This window comes from Gandjariella thermophila (assembly GCF_005405885.1).
In the GTDB taxonomy this organism is placed as follows: domain Bacteria; phylum Actinomycetota; class Actinomycetes; order Mycobacteriales; family Pseudonocardiaceae; genus Gandjariella; species Gandjariella thermophila.
On sequence record NZ_BJFL01000016.1, the window covers coordinates 17,259 to 43,350 of the forward strand.

Sequence of the window (26,092 nt, forward strand, 5' to 3'; positions counted from 1 at the left end):
CGTGCCGCCGGCTCAGACGATGCCGTGGTGCTGCAGGTAGCGGAAGGCCGCGATACCGGGCAGGACCGGCAGCCAGTAGGTGAGCAGCCGGGAGGCGAGCACCGCGGCCACGGCCGCCGTCGGTGGGATGCCCAGCGCGGTCAGGCCGGCGACCATCAGCGCCTCCACCGCGCCCAGGCCGCCGGGGATCGGGGCGATGTGTCCCAGCGTCTGGCCGACCACGAACACCACCAGCACCGCCAGCCACGGCACGTGCGAGTCGAACGCGGCCAGGCTGGTGGCCAGGCCCAGCCCGGAGATCCCGAGGTAGGCGGCCGCCCCGCCGAACAGCTGCAGCGCGCGCACCGGCTGTCTCACGGTGTCCAGCAGGTCCCGCAGCACCGGCAGCAGGGTGCGGTTGAAGTGCCGGCGGCCGAACGGTGAGCCGAGCACCGCGCCGGCGACCACCAGCGCCCCGCCGACCCCCACCAGGACCGGCCAGCCGTGCGGGATGGACACCCCGCGCAGCAGGCCCAGACTGCCCACACCGAGCGCGCCGAGCACGCACCAGACCACCCCCACCGCGCCGGTGGCGGACAGGTTCAGCATCGTCACCCCGACCGCCTGGGACCGGCGCACGCCCAGCCGCTCCATGAACGAGATGTTGATGCCGAAGAACCCGATGCCGCCCGGCGTGGTGCGCCCGGTGAACGCGGCCGCGACCTGAACGACGGTGGTGCGCCAGAACGGCAGCGGGGTCGGGCTGGACCCCTGCACGGAGATGGCCGCCGGCACGATCGCCACCAGCCCGGTCACCGTGGCCACGACCAGCCAGACCCAGTTGGCCCGCCACAGCGAGTCGACCACCGCGCGCATGCTCGACAGCTGCGGCAGCAGCGTGTAGACCGCCGCACCGAACAGCAGCAGCGTGACCACCGTCCGCGGCCGGACCGGCGCGCGGAAACCGGGGATCGGCCGGCCGGTCCGCTCGGCGAGCGTCTCCCGCAGGTCGGGAAGCAGGTAGCGATCCTGGCCGAACTGGGACCGGATCCGGCGGGGCAGGGCCAGCGGCTGCAGATACTCCAGCGCCTGTTCGAGCATCTCCACCGGGAGGGCGCGGCAGGCGCTGGCCACCGCCCGTTCGACGCCCACGATCGAGGCCAGCGACACCAGCGCCTCGGCGACGTCCTGGGCGACGCGCGCCTGGGTGGCGCCGATCCGGCCGAAGGTCAGGTTGAGCACCCACGGCCGGCCCCGGGTGTCCACCAGGAAGTTCTTCGCGCGCAGGTCGTGGTGCGCGATCCTGGCCCTGCCGAGGGTGGCGATCTCCGCCCAGATGGCGTCCAGCAACGTGTCGTCGATCTCCTCGGCGGGCAGCTCGGTCAGCCGGCGACCCTCGACCTGCCGGCGGACCAGCAGCGGGGAGCCGCGGGTGTCGCAGGCCAGTACGACCGGCGGGGTGCGCAGCCCCGCACGCTCCGCGAACAGGGTGACCAGCGCCTCGTGCTCGGCCTCGTGGTAGGTGGTGGACAGCGGTGGCTCGTCCTCCACCTCCAGGGAGGCCAGCAGCCGGCGCAGCCGGTACGTCGGGCCGGCGCGGCGATGCATCCGGCGCACCACCTCGACCCGCAGCCGGTCGCCCTCGGCGGTGGTGACCGCGAACTCCAGTGGCCCGGTCAGGTGTTCCCGCAGCGGTACCACCTCGGCCGGCACCAGGCCGGCGTCGCGTAGCGCCCGGCACACCACCGGCTGGGACGTCCGGCGGCCCGGCGCGCCCCACACCAGGTGGAAGATCGCGCCGATGCCCCAGCCGAGGAACGCCCCGGCGAAGACGCCCAGCGGCAGGTTGTTGCCGAGGTAGACGTCCGCGGCGGCGACCAGCACCACCACCGCCCAGGCCACCCCGCGGTGGCGGGCCTTCAGGTAGGGCGCGGCGACCGCGACCATCGCCGCGGCGACCGCGGGGTGCCCGGCGGGGAAGAGGAAGCCGGTTACCGCCGGCAGGTGCGGCTCGGCAGGCTGGAGCAGCCAGCCGGGCACCGACCGCCCACCGACCGCGCCGCGCACCACCACCGTGAGTCCCCAGGCGAACGCTCCGGCCGCCGCGCACTGCAGGCCGAGCCGGAACCGCCGGAAATACAGCAGCACGGCGGCGACCACGGCGATCCCGGGCCAGCCGCCGAGCCAGGTGAGCACCCGCCACACCATGGTGGAGGCGGCGGGAATGCGCTGCACCTGCTGGTAGATCGCCACCTCGACGGGGTTGATCGCACCGGAGCGGGCCACCAGCGCGCACAGCACGACGACGGCGGCGGCACCGAGCAGCACGACCACGTCGCGCGGATGCCGTCCGATCGACATCGTCGAAGGGGCATGCTCGGCCACCGCGGCCGCCGGCTGGTCCATCGCGGGCCGCTCGCCCACCGTTCCAGTCCTCGGCTCGCCATCGTTCGGGTAGGTCGGCACGTCCCAGTGTGCCCGACGGCGGCGCTGATCACGTCACGCCCGGTGGGGCGATGCGGTGGCGGCCGCGCCCGACCAGCCAGCCGGTCAGGGGCAGTTGCCGTCCGGGTGCCCCTTGCACCGGCGGGAGGTCGACGGCCGGGGCGGCGGCCAGTCCGGCGGCGTGACCAGCGTCGGCACCCCGGGTGGCGCGGTGACCGGCGGAGGTCCGGGAGTCGTGGCCGGGGCGGCTGGCGGCGGTGTGGTTGGCGGCGGCAGGGTCGTCGGTGGGGTGACGACGGTGACCTCCTGCTCCACCGGCGCCGAGGTCGTCGTGGGCGTGGTGGCGGTGGCGGGGACGGTGATCGGGTGCGGCGGCGGGAGCCGGCTGGCCCACAGTGTCCCGGTGCCGAGAAACGCCACCGCCAGGCCGGTCGCGAGCACGATGAACACCGCCGGCCGGCCCGCACCTGATGCCATTCCGCTCCCTTGTGTCGCGGTGACGCTTGCCCTACCTAACGCCCGAACGGAGTAACCGTTACGCGTTTCAGGTGAGCCCGAGGGTGGTGGCCAGCAGGCGGGCCGGTGCCCCACCGGCGTCGATGGCGACGTCCAGCGCCCCGGAGACGTCCAGGTCGCCGGCGAGCCGCCGCCGGGTTTCCGCCACGGCTGGGGCGCCGACCTCCGTGGTGCGGCCGGCGGCCCGGTAGAGGTCCTCCAGGCGGCGGGTCGCGGCCGCGAGCCGCTCGGGGGTGTAGTCCCAGGACTGCGCCCACGGCCGGTCCAGGATCATCAGCCGGACCGCGCCCGCGGGGTGGTCCGCCAGCAGGTCGTCGAGCATCACGAGGTTGCCGGCGGACTTGGCCATCCTGGTGCCGCCCACGGTGACCGTGCCGGCGTGCAGCCAGGCGCGGGCGTAGGGGGTCACGCCGGTGAACGCCTCCGCCATGGCGGCGTGGTAGGCGTGGTGCGGGAACCGCAGGTCGGCGCCGCCAGCGTGGACGTCGACGCCGAGCCCGAAGACGGACAGAGCCATCGCCACGCACTCGGCGTGCCAGCCGGGCCGGCCCGGTCCCCACGGCGAGTCCCACGCGGGGTGACCCGGTTCGGCGGCCTGCCACAGCGCCACGTCCAGCGGGTCGTCCTTGGCCGGGTCGTCCGGCCGGCCGCCGTACTCGGCGGACAGCCGCACCGCCTCGGCATGGTCGAGGCCGGCCCGGTCCGCCACGGCCCGGCCGCGGAAGTAGACACTGCCGCGCCTGACGTACGCGGCGCCGGCGTCCAGCAGCCCGGCGGCCAACCGGACGACGTGCCGCACGTAGCTGTGCGCGCGTGGCTCATAGCTGGGGACACGCACGTTGAGCGCGGCCATGTCGCGCTGGAACTCGAACTGCTGGATGGCCGCGAACGTGTCGTAGCGCGACCCGGCGCGGTCGGCCGCCGCGTCCAGCACGTCGTCCACGTCGGTGACGTTGCGGCAGATGTCGGGCTCGACGCCGAGGTGGCGCAGCACCCGGCCGAGCACGTCGACCCACACGAAGGTGGCCGCGTGGCCGAGGTGGGTCACGTCGTAGGGGGTGATCCCGCAGGCGTAGACGCGTGCCCGGTCCAGCAGCGCGATCCTCCGGCCGCCGATCACCACCGCGCCGGGCGGGGCGATCCCCCGGCTCTCACCCATGCGCCCAGTGTGACGCCGGACATCCCGGCGAGCACGCCCGTGATGACCGGAATGTGGGCCGTTGTGCCTTATCGACGCCGGTGGGCGCCGGGAACAGTGGGTCAGGGACGCCTCGGGGACACGTGAGGAGGGTCCGTGATGAGCGAGGACGCGACGCTCGCCGACCTGCTGCGCGAGTCCCGGCGGTTCCCGCCGCCGGCGGCGTTCGCCCGCGCCGCGAACGTCACCGCGGACGTCTACCGCGACGCCGAGCGGGACCCGCTGGGCTTCTGGGCGGGCACCGCCGAGCGCCTGTCCTGGGCTCGGCGGTGGGACCGGGTGCTGGAGTGGCAGCCGCCGTTCGCCACCTGGTTCGTCGGCGGCCGGCTCAACGTCGCGGAGAACTGCGTGGACCGGCACGTGGCCGCCGGCCGGGGTGACCGGGTCGCGTTCCACTGGGAGGGCGAGCCCGGGGACACCCGCACCGTCACCTACGCCGACCTGCACCGCCAGGTGTGCCAGGCGGCGAACGCGCTCACCGACCTTGGTGTGCGCACGGGCGACCGGGTGGCCATCTACCTGCCGATGATCCCGGAGACGGTGGTCGCGATGCTGGCCTGCGCCCGGATCGGCGCCCCGCACACCGTGGTGTTCGGCGGCTTCTCCGCCGAGGCGCTACGCGGCCGGATCCAGGACTGCGACGCCCGCGTGGTGGTCACCGCCGACGGCGGCTACCGGCGCGGCGCGCCCAGCGGGCTGAAGGTGCACGTGGACGCCGCCCTGAAGGAGTGCCCGCAGGTGCGAAACGTGCTGGTGGTCCGGCGCACCGGCCAGGACGTCGACTGGGTGGCCGGCCGGGACCGGTGGTGGCACGAGGAGGTCGACCGGCAGCCCGCCGAGCACACCGCGGCGGCGTTCCCCTCGGAGCATCCGCTGTTCGTGCTCTACACCAGCGGCACCACGGCCAAGCCGAAGGGCATCCTGCACACCACCGGCGGCTACCTGGCGTTCGTGGCCTGGACCCACTGGGCGGTGTTCGACCTCAAGCCGGACACCGACGTGTACTGGTGCACCGCCGACGTGGGCTGGGTGACCGGCCACTCCTACACCGTCTACGGCCCGCTGGCCAACGGTGCCACCTCGGTGCTCTACGAGGGCACCCCGGACACGCCGCACCGCGGCCGGTGGTGGGAACTGGTGGAGAAGTACCGGGTGTCGATCCTGTACACCGCGCCGACCGCGATCCGCTCGTTCATGAAGTGGGGTGAGGACATCCCGCGCGAGTTCGACCTGTCCTCGCTGCGCCTGCTGGGCACCGTCGGCGAGCCGATCAACCCGGAGGCGTGGGTGTGGTACCGGGAGCACATCGGTGGCGCTCGGTGCCCGATCGTGGACACGTGGTGGCAGACCGAGACCGGCGGCATCCTGATCAGCCCGCTGCCCGGGGTGCACGACGGTAAGCCGGGCTCGGCGTCCCGGCCGCTGCCCGGCGTGGCCGCGGAGATCTACGACGAGGGGGGCAGGCAGCTGCCGCGGCGCAACGCGGCCGGCTACCTGGTGCTCACCGAGCCGTGGCCGGGGATGATGCGCACCATCTGGGGCGACGACCAGCGCTACCGGGAGACCTACTGGTCCCGGTTCCCCGGCGTGTACTTCGCCGGAGACGGCGCCAAGTGGGACGACGACGGCGACATCTGGCTGCTCGGCCGGGTCGACGACGTGATGAACATCTCCGGGCACCGCATCTCCACCACCGAGGTCGAGTCCGCGCTGGTGTCCCATCCGGGGGTCGCCGAGGCGGCCGTGGTGGGTGCCCCGGACCCGACCACCGGGCAGGGCATCGTGGCGTTCGTCATCCCCCGGGCGGGCGGCGAGGACACCGCGGGCGAGGACGTGGTGCGGCGGCTGCGCGAGCACGTGTCGGCGCAGATCGGTCCGATCGCCAAGCCCCGGCAGATCCTCGTGGTTCCCGAACTGCCCAAGACCCGGTCGGGCAAGATCATGCGGCGGTTGTTGCGCGACGTGGCGGAGCACCGGGAACTCGGCGACGTCACCACCCTCACCGACAGTTCGGTGATGGACCTCATCAGGCAGCGGCTTCCGGACCCGCGCCACGGCGACGCCGAGTGACCCCGGGCACGGTGCCGGGACCGCGCGGGTCCGGCTGCGCTAGTCTGGCGGCCTGTTCCGGAACCGGACCGATCCTGCGACGCGATCGCGGCGGGCGTCCAGGAACAAGCACTGAATCGATCGCGGCGGTGGGGCTCGCCGCTTCCCAGCGCGGGAGAACCGCGGTGCGCACACCGCCAACGGTCCCTACTGAACCTGATGGATGCTGTCGGGCTCACGTAGGAGGCTCACCCATGGACAGCGACGTGCGTGTTCACGCCGCCGTCGATCCGGACGTCGATCTGCACATCCCCGACCAGCGCCGGGAACTGGTCCGCACCCACGGTGCCGTGCTGCTGGTCATCGCGCTCGGCGGCGGCGCCGGCGCCCTCGCCCGCTACGGGATGTCCCAGGTCCTGCCCACCGTTCCTGGCCGGTTCCCGTGGGGCACCTTCACCGTCAACGTGCTGGGCTGCTTCCTCATCGGCGTGCTCATGGTGCTGATCAGCGACGTCTGGTCGACGCACCGGCTGCTGCGGCCGTTCCTCGGCGTCGGTGTGCTCGGCGGCTTCACCACGTTCTCCACCTATGCCGTCGAGGTGCGGGAACTGCTGCGGCCCGAATCGGTGGCCACGGCGCTCGGCTACCTGGTCGCGACCCCGGTGTGCGCGCTGCTGGCCGTGCTGGCCGGCGTCGGGCTGACCCGCTGGGTGACCGGCGTGCCACGCGCGGCCACCGAGGACGTGGTGATCCCGGCCGAGGTGGAGACCGTCGGGGCGGCGGGAGCGGAGCCGCGGTGACCGTCCTGTGGGTGTTCCTCGGGGCCATGGCCGGCGCGCCGCTGCGCTACCTCACCGACCGCACCGTGCAGAGCCGGCACGACAGCGTGTTCCCGTGGGGCACGCTCACCGTCAACGTCGCCGGCTGCCTGATCCTGGGCGCACTGGCCGGCGCCGGGCGGGCGCTGCCCGGCTCCGCGTTCGCCGTGCTGGGCACCGGTTTCTGCGGCGCGCTGACCACCTACAGCACGTTCAGCTACGAGACGCTGCGGCTGGTCGAGGAGCGGGCCTACTTCTACGCCGGGGCGAACGTCCTGGTCAGCGTGGTCGCCGGGATCGGTGCCACGCTGCTGGGCTACACCGTCGTGGGCGCGCTCGCCGGCTGAGGCCGCCCGGCCCCGGTCCGGGGGTCAGGCCGGCACGTACTGGCGGAACCACTCGACGGCGGCGATCCAGGCCGCCTCGGCCTGGGTGGCGTCGTACCGCGGGCCGGTGTCGTTGTGGAACGCGTGGTCGACGCCGGGGTAGACGACGATCCGGTACGGCCGACCTGTCTTCTTCAGCGCTGCCTCGACGGTGTCCCGGGACGCGGTGATCCGCGAGTCCCGCTCCGCGTAGACCGCGAACACCGCCGCCCTGGTCCTGGCCAGGCCGGCGATGTCGCTCGGAGCCGGACCGTAGAACGGGACCGCGGCCCGCACGTCGACGCCCGCCGCCAGCGCGTTCCACACCATGCCGCCGCCGAAGCAGAAGCCGGTCATGCCGAGGCTGCCGCCGACACCCGAAGCGGAGAGCGCGCCCAGCGCCTGGCGGAGGTCCGCCACCATCGCGTCCACCGGCCGCCTGGCCAGGGCGGCCGCATACGCCGCGGGGTCGCTGAGCCGGTCGGCGCCGCCGTCGCGGGACAGCAGGTCGACGGCGAGCGCGGCGAAACCCGCGGTGGCCACCCGCCGCACCACGTCCTTGATGTGGGGCACCAGGCCGCGGTTCTCGTGCACCACCAGGATGCCGCCCGCCGGCTGCCGGCCGGCCGGCGCCGCGTGGTAGCTGATCAGCGCGGCGCCGTCGGTGCCGGTGACCGGCAACGGCGTCACCCTGATCCGCGGGTCGTCCTCGCGCACCGTCACCCCGTCCCGGGTCGGCTGAGCCGGTGGGGTGGCGAAGTCCCGGGGCACGCTGCTGGCGCGGGAACTCGGCCCGGGCGGGGTGCTGGTCGGCCGCGTGCCGCAGCCCATCGTCTCCAGCAGGGCCGCCGCGGCGGCGACGCTGCCGGTGACCAGGCCGACGCGGCGCAGCAGTTCCCGCCGGCTGATCAGCCCGTCGTTGAAGTCCTCGACGTGTTCCTCGATCACGTACCGCTCGAACTCTGTCATCGGACCTCCGGTCCTGCCGTGGTTGGTGCCGGTGGGGACGCGGGACGCCGCCAACCAGTTCACCCGCCCATACCGGCGCGCGCCAATCACGGTCAGCGCCGGCGCGGCGGCCGGGCGGCGAGACCGAGCGCGACGGCGAGCGCGAGCGTGGCGACAACGGCGGTCAGCCGCCGCCCGGCACGCCACAGCCGGACGGGCAGCCCCACCCAGGGCACCCGCAGCCGCGCCACCCCCTGGATGGCCGAGAGCCGCAGCGGGGTGGGGTCCGGGGTGGAGTTGGCGTCCCCCTTGGTGATCACCTCGTCGCCACGCGCCCCGACCACGCGGTGCGTGAGCAGGTCCGCCGGCCTGCCGGGGTCGTGGGCCAGCACGATCTGCCCGACGGCCGGCACCCGGCCGCGCAGCGGCTGGTAGAGCACGACGTCGCCGGGCAGCAGGGCGGGACGCATGGACCCGGACTGCACCACGGTCGCCGCCCAGCCCAGCGTCAGCACGGGCAATTGCGCCCACAGCAGCAGCCCGGCCAGCGCGCCCAGCACGACCCGGGCGAGGCTCGAGACGACCTCGCGGGCGCCGGGCCATGCTCGTGGAGCCGGTGGACCGCCCGGCGCGTGGTCGCTCACCGCGCCTCGTGGGCTTCCCAGCTGAACGTCACCTCGTTGGTTTCCACGCTCTGCGCGCCGTTGGGCGCGTCGGGACTGAACCGCCAGATGAAGCGGAAGCTGAGCGCGTTCGGCGGCTTCCCGGGCAGCGTCCACGGGCCCACGCCGGTGCGGAAGTCGGTGTGCAGGGCGAGGAAGGTGTCCAGCGTGCCGACAAAGGCGGTGTCGAAGGGCGAGAAGCCGGCGCAGTCGCCGAAGCGGCCGCCGGTGCCCACCTCGATCCTGAGGTCCACGAAGGACTGGAAGTTGGTGGGCCAGTTCGGCGAGGAGCTGTAGAGCTTCAGCGCCGTGGGGAAGTCGGCGTTCGACTTGATCACGATGCAGTTCGCGCCCGAGTCGCCGGGCTTCATGTTCTCGACGTTGAACATCGGCACCCGGCTGTCGTTGGCGAGGCCGAGGGATCCCGAGGACCACTTGTTACCGGCGTTGCTGGTGTTGCCGGTCCAGTCGGCGTAGGACGCGCCCCAGACTAGGGCGCCGCTGAGCACCAGGCCGAGCGGTACCGGCAGCACCCGCATCATCGCGTTCAGCCAGGAACGCCTCGTCATCAGCGGCCCCCGTGGAAGTTCCGTTCCCAGCGTCGCGTCAACATCCTGGCCGGGGAGGGGAGAGGCGCGCCCGGCGAGCGCGGGCCGTCCACCCGTTCGAGGACCCTCGACCGCCCTGCCGGGGTGCGCGGACCTGACCGATCGGACAGGTCGGCGCACCGCGAAGAACGGTGCCGGCCCCCTCCGCGCGTATTACCGTGAGCTGCCACGAATGACGGTCGCTTGCGCGTGAGGTAACCGGGCCGCGTTGTAGCCTGGCTCACCGTAGTCGGAGGTCGGGAGGTCCCCGTGCCCCTGCTGCTGGAAGGCACCGCGATGACCGACGGCGACTGGTTCGGCGCCGACTGGTGCGGTGCGGACGGACCGCGCGAGCTGTTGGGACCGCAACCGGTGGACACCACCCACGCGGCGGAGCGCGCGCATCTCGCCAAGTTCCACGCGCCGGAGATCGTCTTCGGCCCGGGTTCGCTGGCCGAACTGGGACACTGCACGCTTCGGGTCGGCGCGCGGCGCCCGTTCCTGGTCACCGATCCGGGCCTAATCGAGGCCGGCTGGGTGGACGAGGCGGTCGGTCACCTGCGGCAGGCCGGGCTGTACCCGGTGGTGTGGCACGACGTCACGCCGAATCCCAAGGACCATGAGATCGAGGCCGCCTTCGAACGCTATGTCGACAGCGGCAGCGACGTGATCATCGGGCTGGGCGGCGGGTCGTGCATCGACGCCGCCAAGGGCGTGGCCATCCTGTCCGGCAACGGCGGCCGGATCCTCGGCTACGAGGGCGTGGACAAGGTGGTGCACCCGATTCCGCCGACGGTGATGGTGCCGTCCACCTCCGGCACCGGGGCGGACGTCTCCCAGTTCGCCGTGATCACCGACACCGCCGCGCGCATCAAGATCACCATCATCAGCCGTACCCTGGTGCCGGAGATCTCGGTGATCGATCCCCGGCTGCTCACCACGATGCCCGAGGAACTGAACGCGGCCACCGGGCTGGACGCGCTCACCCACGCGATCGAGGCGTTCGTGTCCCGCGCGCACAACCCGTTGACCGACAACCATGCGCTGCACGCCGTCGAGTTGATCACCGGGCACCTGCTGCGCACCCAGCTTCGCCCGAAGGAGACCAACCCCCGGCTGGCCATGGCGCAGGGCTCGCTGGAGGCCGGGATGGCGTTCACCAACGCCATCCTCGGCGCCACGCACGCGATGAGCCACCAGGTCGGCGGGCTGCTGGACGCCCCGCACGGGGTGGTCAACGGCGTGCTGCTCCCGCACGTGATCCGGTTCAACGCGGCGACGTCGCCCCGGCGGTTCGTGCCGCTGGCCGCGGCCGCGGGGATCCGCACCGACGCGGTACCACCCGAGGAGGTGGCGCTCGAACTCGCCGAGCGGGTGCGCGACCTGGCCGACGCGGTGGGCGTGCCGCGCGGGTTGACCGCGCTCGGCGTCACCGAGGACGACGTGCCCCGGCTGGCCCGCAACACGCTCAAGGACGCCTGCCTGGCCACCAATCCACGCAACGCGGACGCGCGGGACATCGAAACGCTGTTCCGCGCGGCGCTGTGAGAGGCGGCCCGCGTGCCCGAGCCGGCGCCCGACCCGCAGGTGGCCACCGACCTCGGTGTGCTCACCGGGCTGCGTACCGGAAAGCGCTCCTTCTATCCGGAGTACGTGCGCTCCACCGAGCGGCTGGCGCGCGCGGTGCAGGCGCTGGACGGCATCTCCCGCGCCCTGGTGCGCACCGCCGAGGGGCCGAGGACGCTGGTCGAGACGGTTGCCAGGACGGCGGCCGACCACCTCCAGGCACGCTGGCTGCTGCTGGCCATCGCCGACGGCGCGCTGCGCGCGGCGCGACCACGGTTCCTGCTGCTCACCGCGGGCGATCTGGTCGAGGACGAGCGGCTGCTGCCGGACGAGGTGCGCGACCACCTCGAGGTTCTGCGCAGCCGCCCGTGGGAGGCGGAGTCGTCGGCCAGCGGTCCCCGGTGGGTGCGGGCGCCGATGACGCTGGACGACGAGCCGGTCGGCGGGATCGTCGCCAGCCCGGGCGCCGGCATCGAGGTGGCCGCCACCGACCTGGCGATCCTGCGCGTGTTGGCCAACCAGGCCGCCGTCGCGCTGCACAACTCGTACCTGTTCCACGCCGCCGCCCGGTTGCGCGGGCGTACCGAGCAACTGTCCCAGGCGGCCGAGCGGCAGGCCCGCGATCTCGCCGAGCGCAGCGCCGAACTGGCCGAGACGCAGCAGCGGCTGGTCGGCGCGATGCAGCGCCAGGCGCTGGACGACGAGCGGCACCGGATCGCCCGCGAACTGCACGACAGCGTCACCCAGTACGTGCTGTCCGCCGGCATGACGATCGAGGTGTGCCGGGCCGAACTGGACGGCCTGGGCGGCGCCGCCGCGGACATCGCCGGCCGGTTGGCCGGCGCCAAGGACCTCACCCGCCAGGCGGTGGAGCGGCTGCGCGCGGCCATCTACGCGCTGCACCACACCTCGGAGGAGCAGCCGGGACCGCTGCCGGCGATGCTGGAGCGGCTGTCCGTGGTGCACCTGCCCACCGACCTGGAGGTCAACGTGCGGGTGGAGGGCAACCCGGTGCCGCTGCCGCCGGCGGCGGAACAGTCCATCCTGCGGCTCACCGGCGAGGCGCTGTTCAACTCCGCCGCACACGGCAAGGCCAGCCGGGCGCTGGTGCGGTTGCGGTACCGGCCGGACGTGGTGGTGCTGACGGTTTCCGACGACGGCACCGGCGAGCCGGCACAACTGCGCCGCGCCCTGCGGCTGTCCCGGGCCGGCGACCTCTCCGGGCGGCACCGCGGCCTGGCGAACATGCTGGCCCGTGCCGAGGAACTGGGTGGCGCGCTGTCCATCCGCCGGTCGCGGATGGGTGGCATCCGGCTGCGGGTGGACGTGCCGCTGCCGGTGCCGACCGAGGAGGTCCCCTGATGCGCGTGCCACGTCGCGGCACCCGGCCGACCCGCTCCCGGGGCGGGCGATGACCACCGACCGTGCCGTGCGCATCGCCCTGGTGGACGACCACGCGATCGTCCGCCAGGGGCTGCGCTCCGTCCTGGACCGTGAGCCGGACCTCGAAGTGGTCGCCGAGGCCAGCACCGCGGGCGAGGCCATGGCCGTGATCGGGCGCACCACGCCCTCGGTGGTGCTGCTGGACCTGAAGCTGTCCACCGGCGAGGACAGCGAGGGCCTGGACCTGTGCGCGCGGCTCACCGAGCGGTGTCCGGCCGTCGGAGTGCTGGTGCTCACCACGTTCCTGGACGACGCCCTGGTGATGGCCGCGGTGCGGCACGGCGCCCGCGGCTACGTGGTCAAGGACGTGGACACCACCGAACTGGTGCGGGCCATCCGGGCGGTGGCGCGCGGGGAGAGCGCCTTCGACTCCCGCTCGGCCGCCGCGATGGTCCGCTCGGTGCGGGTTCGTCCCGAGCAGCCGACCTTCACCGAGCGCGAGCAGAAGGTGCTGGAACTGCTCGCCCACGGGCTGAGCAACCGGGAGATCGGCGGGCGGCTGTACATCTCGGAGACCACGGTCAAGTTCCACGTGCGCAACATCATGCGCAAGCTGGACGCGGCCAGCCGCGCCGAGGCCGTGTACGAGGCGAGCAAGATGGGGGTGATCTAGCCGAACTCAGCCGGCGTTGACCACCAGCCAGCCGCCGTGGTGCTCGGTCACCGCGAACCGGCGGCCGGTGCGCCGGCCGAGCCGGGTCAGCGCGGCGCGGTCGAACCGGCGGACGTGTCCGTAGGCGGTGGTCGGTTCGTCCTCGAACGGCACCGCGACCACCACCCGCCGCCTGGCCACCCGCACGGCCTCGCGGAGAACCGCGTCGCCGTGCGGCTCGTCCAGGTGTTCCAGCAGGTGGATGGCGGTCACCGTGTCCACCGAGCCGTCCGGCAGCGGAATCCGGGCCGCGTCGCAGACCAGCGTGTCCAGCCGGGCCCGGCGCATCCGGGCCACCGCCTCCAGCAGTCGCATGGATCCGGCGGACAGGTCGGACGCGGTCACCCGGTGCAGGGGGCGCTCGGCCAGCAGCAGCGCGAGGAACCCGAAGCAGGAGCCGAGGTCCAGCACCGAACCCGGTGGCACCAGCCGTAGCGCGCGCCGGTAGACCGGGGCGAACCCGGCGATCGACGAGTGCTCGCGACCCGGCGCGGGAACACGCCAGCACGCATGGATCCGGGCCAGCGTGTTGCCGTAGAAGGTGGCCCACGCCGGCAACGCACCGTCCACACAGGACCGTACCACCCCGGTGAAGACGCGCTCGAAGATGTCCGGGCCGGACAGCCAACCCGGGGCGAACAGCTCGTCGGCGAGCAGCCCGGCCAGGTCGTTGTCCAGCCGCCGCGGAGGCAACCGGTGGCTCACCTCCACGCGGCGGCCACGGCGGCGCAGCGAGAAGTGCTCGGTGCGCACCACGGGCGGCACGATGTCCGGCACTCCGGGGTCCTCGCGCACCACACCCACGAGGTGATCGGCGTACTGGCCGGGCGGGCACGGTGCGAGCGGGTCGATACCGCGGCCGGCGAGGCGCACCGGCCCGGGCACGGTGTCCTCGGCCTGGGCTCCGACGCTCACCGCCCGGTCACCGCCGTGGACATGCGCTGCGCGGTGTGTTGCAGCCCGGCCAGGTCGGCCACCACCTCGACGGTGTCGCAGAACTCGGCGTAGCGCGGCAGGTCGCAGGAACCCAGCCGCCAGGAGTACCGGGGTTCCGGGGTCAACCACACGGTCTGCCGCACCCGGCGGGTGATCTCGGCGAAGCCGTCCAGGTTCGGGTCGTTGCCGTTGCCCCGGCCGTCGCCGAGCACCAGCAGGGTGGTGCGCCGGTTCAGCGCCGAGCCGTACTCGGACAGCAGCAGTTCGAAGGTGCTGCCGTAGTTGGAGTTGCCGTCCACGTCGAGCAGCCCGCCCGCGGGTAGCCCGTCGAAGACCAGCCCGAGCGCGCGCTCCAGCGGGTACTCGGCGAACAGTTCGGTGATCTCGACGGGTTCGTCGACGAACGCGAACGAGCGCACCTGGGTGAACAGCGACTGCAGGCCGTGCACCAGGTGCAGGGCGAACCGGGCGGTGGCGCGCACCGACAGCGACACGTCGACCAGCACCAGCACGCGCGGCTTGTCCTCGGCGCGGGTGGTGGTCACCGGGCGGAACGGCACGCCGTCGTAGCGCATGTTCCGGCGCATGGTGCGGCCCGGATGCACCCTGCCGTGCGGGGTGGCCCGCTTCCGGCTGGTCAGCGCGCCGCGCATGGTGCTGGCCACCCGGCGCAGCGCTCGCTCCAGCCGCTGCCGGTCGTCCTCGTCGATCGACTCGGCGCGGGCTCGTTCCACGATCCGCGACTCGATCTCGGGCCGGAGCGCCACCAGCCGGTCCAGGTGCCGCTTCAGCAACTCGGGAAGGTTCGCGACGACCCCGGCGAGCTGGCGGCGCAGCGCGGCCACCACCTGCTCGTCGGGCTCGCCGGACGGGTCGTCCAGCCAGCCGAGCAGGGCCTGCTCCTGGGCCACGGTCAGCTCGGTGTCCAGCCGGGGCGCGGTGCCGGGGGAGAGCTGCCCGGGGACACCGGCGCCGTGCAGCCGCTCCGTCTCCAGTCGCACGGTGGCACCGTCCGGCGTGCCCGCGGCACCGTCGCTGGCGAGCACGATCTCGTCGGTGGTGGACGCCAGGTCGAGCTTGTTGGCCTCCTGGTGCAGGTTGTACCGCTCGGCGAGGTCCTCGGCGTCGAAGTAGTCCCGGATGTCGTCCGGTTTGCCGTGGCTGTGGCCCTGCTGCGGGGTGCCCGCGGGTTCCTCGGACACGGTGTAGGACTCCAGCTCTCCGGTGTCGGCCAGGTCGTCGTGCTCGTGGCCGTGGCCATGCCCGGTGCCGTCCGGGATGACCGGGCGCAGCGTGAAGAAGGCGTCGAACAGCTCGTCGAACAGTTCGGCGTCGCGGCGGTCCTTGACCAGCGTCACGCGCAGCGCGGCGCGCAGGGTGTCCCGGTCGGCGAGCACCCCGGGCTGCGCGGCGGCACGCATCGCGTCGGTGGCCTCAGCCACCGAGACCCGCTGGCCGAACAGGCGCATCAGCCGGACGAACCGGTGCAGGGCGCTTTCCACGGTGCCCCTGCCTCAGGTGCCGCGCCGGCGGGTCACCGCGGCGAACGACCGGGCGCCGCGGCCGCCGGCGGATGCGGCCGGACGGTCCGGGCCGGGGCCGGGCGCGCCGTAGTAGGCCGCGTCGTGCCGCCCTGGCCGGTCCATGGCGGCGCGGACCGCGCGCCCGTCCGGCTCGTCCGCCGCGCCGGCCGCATGCCCGTTGGCGGGGTTCGCGCCGTGCCGGCCCGCGTGCCCATGCTCATGTCCGTGTCCGTGGCCGTGCGGATGGCCGAGTTCGGGCAGCTCGCGGTTCGGGTCGACCAGCCGGGGCAGCACCTCCAGCGCCCGGTCCATGTCCCGCTCGTACTTGAGCACCACGTTGGCCGTCTCGGCGAGCACCGCGGGCTCGAGTTCCTCGACGCCGAGCACGGCGAGGGTGCGGGCCCAGTCCACGGTCTCGGAGATGCTCGGCGCCTTGCGCAGCGGAAGCTCGCGCAGGCCGCGCACCACGTGCACCAGTTGCCGGGCGGCCGCCTCGGCCAGCCCGGTGCGCTTGGCGCGCAGGATCGCCAGCTCGCGCTCGGCGTCCGGGTAGTCCAGGAACAGGTGCAGACACCGGCGCTTCAGCGCGGCGGAGAGGTCGCGGGTGTTGTTCGAGGTGAGCACCACGTACGGGACGGTGGTGGCGGTGAAGGTGCCGATCTCGGGCACCGAGACCTGGAACTCGGCCAGGCATTCCAGCAGCACCGCCTCCAGCGCCTCGTCCGCGCGGTCGACCTCGTCGACGAGCAGCACGCACGGCTCGTCGCCGCGGATGGCGTCCAGCAGCGGGCGCGGCGCGAGGAACTGCTCGGAGAAGAACACGCTGTCCTGCTCGCGGATGCGGCGCACCGCGGTGGCCAGGTCGGGCGCGCCCGCGGTGATCTCACCGATCTTGTCCCGCAGCATCTGGGTGTAGAGCAGTTGCTTGCCGTAGTCCCACTCGTACAGGGCTTTCGTCTCGTCCTGCCCCTCGTAGCACTGCAGCCGGAGCAGCCGCCGACCGGTCGCCGCGGCGAGGGTCTTGGCCAGCTCCGTCTTGCCCACCCCGGCCGGTCCCTCCAGCAGCACCGGCTTGTCCAGCCGGGACAGCAGGAAAACGGTGGTTGCCAGCCGCCGGTCGACGAGGTAGCCGTGCTCGGCGAACCGCCGCGTCACCTCCTCGATCGAACCGAACGGATGCTCCTCACGCGATGTTTCGGGCACGGTTCCTCCGTCCACGCCAGCCGCGGCCGGCGGGCCCACACCGGGTGGACCCGCCGACCGCGGTGCCGGGTCAGCTCAGCAGGTCATCCAGGTCACCGGTCATGCAGTGCTCGACCACCGGGCGGACCGTGTCGAACGTGCACTCCTTGGCGTTGCCCGGGGTGCAGGCGTCGCCGAGCACGTGGTTGGTGATCCGGTCCACGTCCTCCGCGTCGCCCTTGATCACCGAGGCGTTCTCGTAGAACTTCGTCGGCCCCTTGCCGAGCCGGTTCTTGACGTAGCTGTCCTGGCGGACGTCGGTGAACTTCTCCGGGATGCCCACGTCGCGCAGCAGCCGGATGCCGGCGGCGAGCGCCGCCTCGGCCGCTCGCACCCGGGTCATGCCGTGCGTGTCCACCCCCATCGCCTCGGCGATGTCGGCGAACCGCTGGTAGGCCACCGGCATGTTGAACGCCCACACCCGGGGCAGCGCGATCGCGTTGTTCAGCCCGTGGTGGGTGTCGTAGAAGGCGCTCACCGCGTGCGAGATGGAGTGGACGATGCCCAGGCCGCCGGAGTTGAACGCCTGCGCGGCGATGTACTGGGCGTACATCATGCCCTCGCGACCGGGCAGGTCCTGCCCGTTCCATACCGCCTGCCGCAGGTGCTGCGCGGTCAGCTTGATCGCGTGCAGCGCGTTACCCAGCGACGGCGGGAAGTTCAACCGCGACACGTACGGCTCCGAGGCGTGTGCCAGCACGTCGAAGCCGCACTGCGCGGTGTAGTCCATCGGGCAGTCGTAGTACAGCGTCGGATCGTCGATGGCCAGGCTGGTCACGCAGGAGTCGTCGAAGGCGACGTACTTGTGCGGGTTGTCCGGGTCGGTCGTGGTGTCGGTGATGACGTACGCCCACGACGTCTCCGATCCGGTGCCCGCCGTGGTGGACACCGCGATGTGCGGCGGATTCTGCGGGTTCTCCGACTTGTTGAACCCCTCGAACTCGTTGACGTTGCGGCCGTCATGCGCCACCGAGATGCGCGCGCCCTTGCACGCGTCGTGGGCCGAGCCGCCCCCGATGGAGACGAACGAGTCGCACCTGTGCTCCTGGTACAGCGCCACGGCGTCCATGACGTTGTAGTCCTTGGGATTCGACTCGACCCGGTCGTAGAGCACCGGCTCCAGACCGTGGTACTTCAGCGACTCGACGATCTTGTGCACGGTGTCGCTGCCGCGCAGGCCGGTGGTCATCACCAGGGTCCGCCGAAAGCCCAGCTTCTTGGCCTCCGGTCCGATCAACTCGTGCGCGCCCGGTCCGAGAAGCGCCCGGGGAAACGGGTGGAACTCCTTGATGGGAAAGGGCTTGAGCAGTTCTTCGACCTGCATCGTTGCATCGGTCCTCTCTGCGCGGGTCGGTCAGGCGGACGGCGACGGCTGCGGCGTCTCGGGCGGCGCCGCGGCCACCGAGGCGCGGACGCGGGCAGCGTGCCGCGCGGTCGCGGGTTGGCGGAACGCCGAGCCGGCGAAGACGGCTCGACCGGTCACCGGGTCCGGCACCGAAGCAGGGGAACGGCCCCCTCCGACCGGGCAGGTATCCGGCGCGCGGTGCGCCGGCCGGGACACCCGAGCCTGGAAGCGCTCCCAGAGCGGGTGGCGCGTCAGCCGCTGGCGCGGGCGACGAGTTCGGTGGGCAGCAGCACCGACGGCGGGAGTTGGTCCTCGGCGTCGAGTTCGCCGAGCAGCCGCCAGGTGGCGGTGCGCCCCAACTCCTCGACCGGCTGGCGGACCGTGGTCAGCGGTGGCACGGCGGTGGCGGCCAGGTCGGAGTCGTCGAAGCCGACCACCGCGACGTCGTCCGGGACCGTGCGGCCAGCCGCGCGCAGCGCCCGCATCGCGCCCAGTGCCATCAGGTCCGAGGCGGCGAACACGCCGTCCAGGTCGGGGTGGTCGGCCAGCAGCCGGGTCATCGCCGCCGCACCACCCTCGACGGTGAAGTCACCGTGCGCCACGCCGGCGGTGCGCCGGCCGGCGGCGGCCATCCCGCACCGCCAGCCGGCCAGCCGATCGATACCGACCGCCATGTCCCGTGGCCCGGCGATGGTGACCAGCGTGCCGCGGCCCGCGGCGGCCAGATGCCGTGCGGCCGCGACCGCGCCGTTGAAGTTGTCCGCGTCCACGTATGGCAGGTCCACGGTGGACAGTGGCCGGCCGACGAGCACGGTGGGCACGCCGGCGGAGCGGAGCTGGCCGGGCAGCGGGTCCTCGCCGTGCAGGCTGACCACCAGTGTGCCGTCGACATGCCCGGCGCACAGGTAGCGGCCGAGCGCGGCGTGGTCCTGGCCGTCCTGGTCCATCAGCAGCACCAGTTGCAGGCCGGTGCCGGCCAGCCCGGCGTACACGCCGCGCAGCAGGCGGGCGAAGAACGGGTCGTCCAGCACCCGGCTGCCGTGCTCGGAGACCACCAGGGCCAGCGAGTTGGTTCGCCGGGTGGCCAGCGACCGGGCCAGCATGTTGGGGCGGTAGCCGAGCCGGGTGACGGCCTCGGTCACCGCGGCCCTGGCCCGGGCGCTGACGTAGGACTGGCCGTTGATCACCCGAGAGGCGGTCGACCGGGACACCCCGGCCAGCCGGGCCACCTCGTCCAGCGTCGGCACCCGCCGGTCCGTGCGCGCCCCTCGTTTCGTGGCTTCCCGCTCGACCGCCGCCGTGTCGGCGGGGCTTCCGCCGGCCACCCCGGTCGCGGGCCGGACGGCGGGGCGCGCGCCGTGGTCCCCCCGAGTGTCGCGGCCTGACGCACGCATGCGGAAGCCTCCTACCCGCCGGGCAGCGCGTTGGCCCGCGCCACCCTCGAGTACCACAGCCCGCTCAGCTTGGGGGTGCGGGCGAGCGTGTCGAAGTCCACCCGGACGATGCCGAACCGTTTCGCGTAGCCCTCCGCCCACTCGAAGTTGTCCAGCAGCGACCAGCAGAAGTAGCCGCGCACGTCGACGCCGCGCTCGATCGCGTCGTGCACCGCGGTCAGGTGCCCGCGCAGGTAGTCCCGCCGCTCGACGTCGTGGGTGGTGCCGTCCTCGGCGGGATCGTCGTCGTAGGCGGCGCCGTTCTCGGTGACGTACAGCGGCAGCACCGGGTACTCGGTGTGCACCCGGAGCAGTACCCGGGTCAGGCCCTCGGGCTGCACCTCCCAGCCCATCGCCGTCCTGGGCAGGCCCCGGTACACCGGCCGGACGTGCTCCGCGCCGATCCACTCCGCCCGCCGCCGGTCCGGCCCGCCGTGCCCGGTGACGCGGTAGCCGGAGTAGTAGTTGACGCCCAGGGCGTCGACGGGCGCGGCGAGGGTGGCCAGGTCCGCCGGCCGCACGTGCTCGTCGAAGCCGAACCGCGCCAGGTCGGCGCGCACGTCGTCCGGGTAGCGGCCGCGCAGCACCGCGTCCAGCCACAGCCGGTTCTGCAGGCCGTCGACGCGCCGCGCGGCGTCCCGGTCCACCGGGTCGTCCGGGTCGGCTGGATCGACCGGGTACAGGTTGAACGTGATCGCCACCCGCGCGCCCCCGTCGGCGGCGCGGATGGCCTGGGTGGTCAGGCCGTGACCGAGCAGCAGGTGGTGCGCGGCGGCCGCGGCGGCGCGCGGATCGCGCCGGCCCGGGGCGTGCACGCCGGCGCCGTACCCCAGCAGCGCCGCGCAGTAGGGCTCGTTCAACGTGGTCCAGTGCAGCACGCGGTCGCCGAGTGCGGCGTGCACGGTCTGCGCGTACTCGGCGAACCGGAAGGCGGTGTCCCGGCTGGTCCAGCCGCCCCGGTCCTCCAGGTGTTGCGGCAGATCCCAGTGGTACAGCGTGACGAACGGGGTGATCCCGCTGTCCAGCAACCGGTCCACCAGCCGCCGGTAGAAGTCCAGGCCGCGCTGGTTGACCGCGCCGTCCGGGCGCAGCACCCGTGGCCAGGCCACGGAGAACCGGTAGCCGCCGAGGCCCAGTGACCGCATCAGCGCCACGTCCTCCGGCATCCGGTGGTAGTGGTCGGCGGCCACGTCGCCGGTGTCGCCGCCGGCGACCGCGCCGGGAGTGCGGCAGAACGTGTCCCAGATGGAGTCGGTCCGGCCGTCCTCGGCGGTCGCGCCCTCGATCTGGAACGCCGCGGTGGCCGTCCCCCAGACGAACGCCGGCGGGAAGCACCGCATCGGCGCCAGCGTCCGGTCGTGCTCCTCGGCGATGTGCACACCCCGCCCCTTCGCGCCACCCGTCTCCCCAGTTCTGAGAGCGCTCCCACATTCGGCGGCGAGTCTTCTCCGGGCCGGCGCGGGTGTCAAGGCGACCGCGCACCCGGCAACGGGGTCGGGCACCCGCCCGGGCAACAGGGTCAGGTGCCGGCCGCCGCGCCGGGATCTCCCGGCCCGCCGGGTCGCCGGTTTCGCGGGAGGCGTGGACCGTGGTCAGGCCGGGAGGGCGAGCACCTGGCCCTCGGCGGCGAGCCGCTCCTGCAGGTCGGTGACGTCCACCCGCTGCACGGCGCGGTCGCCCTTGAGCGCCAGCGCCGCGGCCAGGCCGGCGGCGTGGCCCAGCATCTCGTACTGCACCTCCATGCGGACCGAGCCGAACGCCACGTGCGAGGCGCTCAGGCACACCGGGACCAGCAGGTTGGTGCACTCCGCGTAGCGCGGCACGATGGACCGGTACGGGATCTGGTACGGCCGCACCGGGACCGACAGGTAACCCTCGTTGAACACCATGGGAATCGGGTCCGGGTGCTCGTACACCCACCGCCAGGTGCGCCGCACCTCGCGGATGTCGATGTGGTACGAGCCCATGGCGACCGCGTCGTACTGGGGTCGCGGCCGGGGCAGCAGGTCGTGCTCGGTGAGCACGTACTCGCCAACCATCCGGCGTGCCTCCCGGACGTAGAGCTGGTGCGGCAGGCCGCCGGTGTCGGTGAACTCGTCCGGCGGCAGGCCCCACGCGGTGATGCCCCGGCGCACCGCCTCGGGCACGGCGGGATCGTGGCTGAGGAAGTACAGGAAGTCCATGGTGTACTCGCGGTGCCGCCGCCGGATCCGCTCCCGGCCCGCCTCGTCGGCCTCCGGGTAGGCCCAGTTGGTGCCGTCCAGCAGATTCAGCGAGAGCGGTCCGATGGAGTTGCCGTCGCACTTGCCGTTCGGCAGGTTCGGCACGAGGCCGATCAGGTCACCGGCGGTCACCTCGATACCGCGCTCGGCCAGCAGCGCGAAGTACCGGCGGGCCAGTTCCCACTCGTCCTCCCGGTAGCCGTCCCGCCGGGGGAACGGCAGCCGGTCGCCGGCGCTGGTCAGGCACACCCGGTAGCCGTAGGCCATCACGCCGCCGTCGCCCTCGCCGGCGTCCACCGCGGGCGCGTCGTGGATCAGCGGCAGCAGCCGGCCGCCGGCGTCGAACGGGGACAGGTACGGCACGAAGTTGTGCTTGCCGGGCGCGGGCTCGCGCCGGCCGGCGAACGTCTCGCCGTACCGGGAGCGGCTCTCCCGGCCCACCCGGTAGCCGACGCCGGCGGCGGCGAGCAGGTCGCCCTCGTAGCTGGCGTCCACGTACACCCCGGCCCGGCACTCCCGACCGTCCGCACCGGACACCGAGAGGATTCTTCCGTCCACTATGGACGCGGCGGTGAGGGTGGTGCCGAAGCGCACCGTCACCCCGGCGCGGTCCAGCCATTCCAGGAAGATCCGCTCGGCCACGTGCGGTTCGGGACCGGCGTGGTGGCCCGGCGGCACGCCGTAGTAGTCGCCGACCGCGGCGGCGAACTCCCGGGCCAGGCCGCCGACCACGGCGGGGTTGCCGATGTCGGTGTAGCCGAGCCCACCGGAAACCATGCCGCCCACGTGCCGCCCCGGCTCCAGCAGGGTGACCTGGACCCCGTGCCGGGCCGCGGCCACCGCGGCGCACACCCCGGCGGCTGTCCCGCCGTACACCAACAATTCGGCGTCACTCATCGGTATCTCCGTCCACCGGCAGCACCGTGTTCGCGGCGATCACCCGTGCGTAGTAGCGTGCGCTGTCCTTGAGCGTGCGGGCCTGGGTGCGGTAGTCCACGTGCACCAGCCCGAACCGGGGCGTGTAACCCATCGCCCATTCGAAGTTGTCCAGCAGGGACCAGTGCAGGTACCCGACTACCGGGACACCGCGGTCGATCGCGGCGCGCACCGCGGCGAGATGGTCGTGCAGGAACCGCACCCGGCGCCGGTCGCGCACCCGACCGCCGGCGTCCGGCTCGTCGCCGAACGCCGCGCCGTTCTCGGTGACCAGCACCGGCACGTCGCCGTAGTCGTCGCGCAGCCGGAGTAGCAGGCCGATCAGCGCGTCGGGGGCGATGCGCCAGCCGAGGTCGGTGACCGCGGTCCCGTCCGGCGCCGGCACCACCTCCCACCCGAACGGTTCGCTCTCCGGCGCGGCCCGCACCACGCGCGGCGTGTAGTAGTTGACGCCGACGAAGTCGGCGCCGGCGCCGATGATCTCCAGGTCGCCCGGCCGCACCGCCGCCAGCGGTCCGGCCAGATCCTCGTAGCGCCGGCACATGTCCTCCGGGTAGCGGCCGCGCAGCACCGGATCGAGGAACCAGCGGTTCACGTAACCGTCCGAGCCGTGCGCGGCCTCGACGTCCTCGGCGGCTTCACTCGCCGGGACGTGCGGGAACAGGCTGAACGCCACCCCGGCCCGGCCGCCGCTGCCGCGGGCGCGCAACGCCTGCACCGCGCGACCGTGGCCGAGCAGCAGGTGGTGCATCACCCGCACCGCGCCGGCGAGATCCCGCTCGCCTGGGGCGTGCAGCCCGCGCAGGTGGCCCAGCACGCCGACGATCCACGGCTCGTTCTGCGTCACCCACCAGGTGACCCGGTCGCCGTAGGCGGCGAAGCAGGTGTCGGCGTAGTCGGCGAACCGGTCCACCACGTCCCGGTTCCGCCAGCCGCCGCGGTCCTGCAACGCCTGCGGCAGGTCCCAGTGGTAGAGCGTGACCACCGGCGTGATGCGGTGCGCCAGCAGTGCGTCGACGAGCCGGTCGTAGTGGTCCAGGCCAGCCCTGTTCACCGGGCCGGTGCCGTCCGGGAACAGGCGCGGCCAGGCCACGGAGAACCGGTACGCGCTCAGCCCCAGGGCGGCCATCAGCCGCACGTCGGCCGGCCAGCGGCGGTAGTGGTCGCAGGCCACGTCGGCGGTGTCGCCGCCGGCCACCGCGCCCGGGGTGTGCGCGAACCGGTCCCAGACGGACTCGCCGCGACCGTCCTCGCGGGTCGCCCCCTCGACCTGGTACGCGGACGTGGCCGCGCCCCACAGAAAACCTTCGGGGAACGGATCAGTCATCCGCGAACCCGCCCTCGATCGCGGCCTCGCAGGCGTGCAGCAGCACCCCCACGCACCACGCGTGCGACAACGTCAGCAGCATCCCCTTCGGCTGGTAGCACGCGGTCTGGTAGAACCGCTCGCTCACCATGCCGCGGTAGGCGTTGAAGTCGCCGTCCGCGCGGGCGACGAACTGCCGGAAGCAGGCCAGGTTCTCCCGGGCCGAGGCGAGGTAGTACTCGTCCTGCGTGCGCGTGCCCAGCCGGAACAGCTCGGGCACGCAGATCAGCCCGTAGGAGTGCAGGTGCTGGTTGGCCGGGGACGCCTGGTCCGCTCCCCGGCTACGGAAGCCGTACGCGCCGAGCAGGGTGTGCGGCGGGAAGGCGACGTCGTAGGTGTAGCGGAAGGTCAGCGTCCAGTCCGCGGCCCGCCCGGCCGCCGCCAGCCACCGCGGCGCACCGTCGTGTTCGGACAGTGCCAGGTAGCCGAGCACGGCCAGGTAGCCGTCCTCCGAGGTGGGCGCGAGGTCCACGTCCTCGGGGGCGCCGTGCAGGAACTCGTTCTCGACGGCGGGCAGGTAGGCGTAGCCGGCGCGGCGCGCCGCGACCAGGTAGCGCGGCTCGTGCCAGGCGGTGGCCGCCTCCACCAGCGCCGGGATCCACGCCATCCCGGCGGTGCCGGCCCAGTCCAGCACCGAGCCGTCCGCCGCGTGGTAGGCCGAGCCGAACGCGCCGTCCTCGCGCTGCCCGGCGCAGGCGACGTCCAGATTGGACCGCACCGCGGACTCCCACTCCGGCCGGGGCCGGCCGGCGCCCCGTTCCGCGACCGCCGCGCGCAGCAGGAACAGCGCCGCCTCGCCCAGCGTGCGGGCGTGCAGCCGCTTCGGGTCGGGCGTCCATCCGGCGCCCCAGCCGCCGGCCGCGGTCCACTGCGCCCAGAAGGTGCCGGCCGGGGCGAGGTTGCCGGCGATGTGGTCGAGCACCGCGCCCGCCGCGGCCACGTACTCGGCGTTACCGCGCCGCCGGCCGTGCCGCAGCAGCGCGGCCGCGTACGGCGCGCCGCTCAGCCAGGAGACGTGCATGGCCGGCCGGTCGCCGCGCTCGCCGAGGGCGTGCCGGTCGAACGCCGCGGTCTCCAGCAGCACCGGCGGGTCCGGCCGGTAGTGCCAGCGGTACAGGCCCCACGCCGCCAGGTCGGCGGCCTCGGCGACGGACACCCACGGCACCGCGCCGAGGTCGGCGGGCGCGGTCCGCCGGTGCACGTCGCGCAGCACGCCGGTGTAGTCGTGCCGGTCCGGGCCGAGCCGGTACACGTCGAAGCACAGCGTCGCGGTCTCCCCGGGCGTCCACCGGTGGCCGGGCACGTCCGCGGGCCGCGGTTGCGGTGAGCCGTCGTAGACCACCGGCTCCTCGCGGTACGGGAAGTGCAGCCGCAGCACCGGGCAGGTCCCGGCCATCGCGAAGCCCACCCCGGACTGGCCAAGCGGGGAGCGCTCGGTGGTGACCAGCGCGGCGCCGCCGGTGCGGTCCCAGCCGAACACGGCCGGGGTGGCGCACCGGTCCGCACGCAGGTGCCAGGTGTCCGACTCCAGCAGCGCCGGATCGGGCTTCGCGGTGGTGAACCGGGGAAACGGGGTGGTGCAGCCCGGCACCCGGTTCTCCCGGTAGAACACGCCCGGCACCAGCCAGCCCGGGTCGTCGGTGGGGCCGAGCCGCAGCTCCACCCGGAGCCCGGCGTCGATCGGCGCGGCGGCCCGGCAGGTGACGTCCAGTAGCACCCGGAACCGCCCACCGTCCTCCGTGGACACCTGCTCGGTGAACGCGAAGCAGGTCGCCTCGATCGGCTCCTCGTGGCCGTCGGCGAACAGCACGCTCACCGCGAACGGCGGTGGCTCGCCGGTCACGCCGGCCACCCTCTTCGC

At 73.6% G+C, this 26,092-nt stretch carries 22 protein-coding genes; 6 read left to right on the forward strand and 16 right to left on the reverse strand.

What is annotated here, in order from left to right; all coding sequences use genetic code 11:
• Positions 1 to 12: 12 nt before the first annotated feature.
• The 3 genes from FFT21_RS16070 to FFT21_RS16080 form a co-directional block, all read right to left on the reverse strand.
• Positions 13 to 2,403, reverse strand: a complete 2,391-nt coding sequence (locus FFT21_RS16070; protein WP_137814691.1) for a flippase-like domain-containing protein — start codon at positions 2,401 to 2,403, stop codon at positions 13 to 15.
• Positions 2,404 to 2,529: 126 nt separating this feature from the next.
• Positions 2,530 to 2,901, reverse strand: a complete 372-nt coding sequence (locus tag FFT21_RS16075) for a hypothetical protein (RefSeq protein ID WP_137814692.1) — start codon at positions 2,899 to 2,901, stop codon at positions 2,530 to 2,532.
• 67 nt (positions 2,902 to 2,968) lie between these two features.
• The gene (locus FFT21_RS16080) at positions 2,969 to 4,099 is read right to left on the reverse strand and encodes a cysteine--tRNA ligase (RefSeq protein WP_137814693.1); all 1,131 of its coding nucleotides are present in this window, start codon (positions 4,097 to 4,099) and stop codon (positions 2,969 to 2,971) included.
• A 138-nt stretch (positions 4,100 to 4,237) separates the two neighbouring features.
• Between FFT21_RS16080 and acs the strand changes: the two genes are divergently transcribed.
• The 3 genes from acs to crcB (FFT21_RS16095) all read left to right on the forward strand — a co-directional run bounded on the left by acs (position 4,238) and on the right by crcB (FFT21_RS16095) (position 7,352).
• Positions 4,238 to 6,208, forward strand: a complete 1,971-nt coding sequence (gene acs, locus FFT21_RS16085; RefSeq protein ID WP_137814694.1) for an acetate--CoA ligase — start codon at positions 4,238 to 4,240, stop codon at positions 6,206 to 6,208.
• Positions 6,209 to 6,441: 233 nt separating this feature from the next.
• Entirely contained in the window at positions 6,442 to 6,987 is a 546-nt protein-coding gene (crcB, locus tag FFT21_RS16090) for a fluoride efflux transporter CrcB (RefSeq protein ID WP_137814695.1), read from the forward strand.
• Positions 6,984 to 7,352, forward strand: coding sequence for a fluoride efflux transporter CrcB (crcB, locus tag FFT21_RS16095; RefSeq protein WP_137814696.1), 369 nt, complete (start codon positions 6,984 to 6,986; stop codon positions 7,350 to 7,352). The genes crcB (FFT21_RS16090) and crcB (FFT21_RS16095) overlap by 4 nt, the downstream gene beginning before the upstream one ends.
• 24 nt (positions 7,353 to 7,376) lie before the next feature.
• Here crcB (FFT21_RS16095) and FFT21_RS16100 read toward each other — a convergent pair whose 3' ends face one another.
• The 3 genes from FFT21_RS16100 to FFT21_RS16110 form a co-directional block, all read right to left on the reverse strand.
• The gene (locus FFT21_RS16100; protein ID WP_137814697.1) at positions 7,377 to 8,339 is read right to left on the reverse strand and encodes a dienelactone hydrolase family protein; all 963 of its coding nucleotides are present in this window, start codon (positions 8,337 to 8,339) and stop codon (positions 7,377 to 7,379) included.
• Between the two features lie 92 nt (positions 8,340 to 8,431).
• On the reverse strand, positions 8,432 to 8,962 hold the full coding sequence (locus FFT21_RS16105) for a signal peptidase I (protein ID WP_137814698.1): 531 nt from the start codon (positions 8,960 to 8,962) through the stop codon (positions 8,432 to 8,434).
• Positions 8,959 to 9,549 carry a M73 family metallopeptidase gene (locus FFT21_RS16110; RefSeq protein ID WP_137814699.1) on the reverse strand — a complete coding sequence of 197 codons (591 nt, stop codon included), beginning with the start codon at positions 9,547 to 9,549 and terminating at the stop codon, positions 8,959 to 8,961. Before FFT21_RS16110 ends, FFT21_RS16105 begins: the two co-directional genes overlap by 4 nt.
• Positions 9,550 to 9,837: 288 nt before the next feature.
• Between FFT21_RS16110 and FFT21_RS16115 the strand changes: the two genes are divergently transcribed.
• From FFT21_RS16115 to FFT21_RS16125, 3 genes are read left to right on the forward strand one after another with little or no spacing between them, the layout of a single operon-like run.
• Positions 9,838 to 11,115 (forward strand): iron-containing alcohol dehydrogenase, encoded by a 1,278-nt coding sequence (locus FFT21_RS16115; RefSeq protein ID WP_225978455.1) that lies wholly within the window; start codon positions 9,838 to 9,840, stop codon positions 11,113 to 11,115.
• Positions 11,116 to 11,127: 12 nt separating this feature from the next.
• Positions 11,128 to 12,495, forward strand: a complete 1,368-nt coding sequence (locus FFT21_RS16120) for a MadS family sensor histidine kinase (RefSeq protein ID WP_307722942.1) — start codon at positions 11,128 to 11,130, stop codon at positions 12,493 to 12,495.
• A 49-nt stretch (positions 12,496 to 12,544) separates the two neighbouring features.
• Complete coding sequence (locus tag FFT21_RS16125; RefSeq protein ID WP_137814700.1) at positions 12,545 to 13,189, forward strand: MadR family response regulator transcription factor; 645 nt, start codon at positions 12,545 to 12,547, stop codon at positions 13,187 to 13,189.
• 6 nt (positions 13,190 to 13,195) lie between these two features.
• On the opposite strand, the gene mftM is transcribed toward FFT21_RS16125, so the two are convergent.
• From mftM to FFT21_RS16170, 10 genes are all read right to left on the reverse strand, one after another.
• A complete protein-coding gene (gene mftM / locus FFT21_RS16130) occupies positions 13,196 to 14,143 on the reverse strand; it encodes a mycofactocin oligosaccharide methyltransferase MftM (protein ID WP_225978456.1) in 948 nt (315 codons plus the stop codon).
• A complete protein-coding gene (locus FFT21_RS16135) occupies positions 14,140 to 15,666 on the reverse strand; it encodes a VWA domain-containing protein (RefSeq protein WP_137814701.1) in 1,527 nt (508 codons plus the stop codon). Before FFT21_RS16135 ends, mftM begins: the two co-directional genes overlap by 4 nt.
• Before the next feature lie 12 nt (positions 15,667 to 15,678).
• On the reverse strand, positions 15,679 to 16,890 hold the full coding sequence (locus tag FFT21_RS16140) for an AAA family ATPase (protein WP_137814702.1): 1,212 nt from the start codon (positions 16,888 to 16,890) through the stop codon (positions 15,679 to 15,681).
• 70 nt (positions 16,891 to 16,960) lie between these two features.
• Positions 16,961 to 18,253 (reverse strand): NDMA-dependent methanol dehydrogenase, encoded by a 1,293-nt coding sequence (gene mdo, locus FFT21_RS16145; RefSeq protein ID WP_137814703.1) that lies wholly within the window; start codon positions 18,251 to 18,253, stop codon positions 16,961 to 16,963.
• Positions 18,254 to 18,283: 30 nt separating this feature from the next.
• Positions 18,284 to 18,424, reverse strand: coding sequence for a hypothetical protein (locus tag FFT21_RS28845; RefSeq protein WP_153816554.1), 141 nt, complete (start codon positions 18,422 to 18,424; stop codon positions 18,284 to 18,286).
• Between the two features lie 101 nt (positions 18,425 to 18,525).
• Positions 18,526 to 19,521 carry a LacI family DNA-binding transcriptional regulator gene (locus FFT21_RS16150; RefSeq protein WP_225978457.1) on the reverse strand — a complete coding sequence of 332 codons (996 nt, stop codon included), beginning with the start codon at positions 19,519 to 19,521 and terminating at the stop codon, positions 18,526 to 18,528.
• Positions 19,522 to 19,679: 158 nt separating this feature from the next.
• Positions 19,680 to 21,047, reverse strand: a complete 1,368-nt coding sequence (locus FFT21_RS16155; RefSeq protein WP_137814765.1) for a GH1 family beta-glucosidase — start codon at positions 21,045 to 21,047, stop codon at positions 19,680 to 19,682.
• Between the two features lie 252 nt (positions 21,048 to 21,299).
• Complete coding sequence (locus FFT21_RS16160) at positions 21,300 to 22,826, reverse strand: FAD-dependent oxidoreductase (protein ID WP_137814705.1); 1,527 nt, start codon at positions 22,824 to 22,826, stop codon at positions 21,300 to 21,302.
• A complete protein-coding gene (locus FFT21_RS16165) occupies positions 22,819 to 24,192 on the reverse strand; it encodes a GH1 family beta-glucosidase (protein ID WP_137814706.1) in 1,374 nt (457 codons plus the stop codon). The genes FFT21_RS16160 and FFT21_RS16165 overlap by 8 nt, the downstream gene beginning before the upstream one ends.
• Positions 24,185 to 26,074 (reverse strand): hypothetical protein, encoded by a 1,890-nt coding sequence (locus FFT21_RS16170; protein WP_137814707.1) that lies wholly within the window; start codon positions 26,072 to 26,074, stop codon positions 24,185 to 24,187. The genes FFT21_RS16165 and FFT21_RS16170 overlap by 8 nt, the downstream gene beginning before the upstream one ends.
• Positions 26,075 to 26,092: the final 18 nt, after the last annotated feature.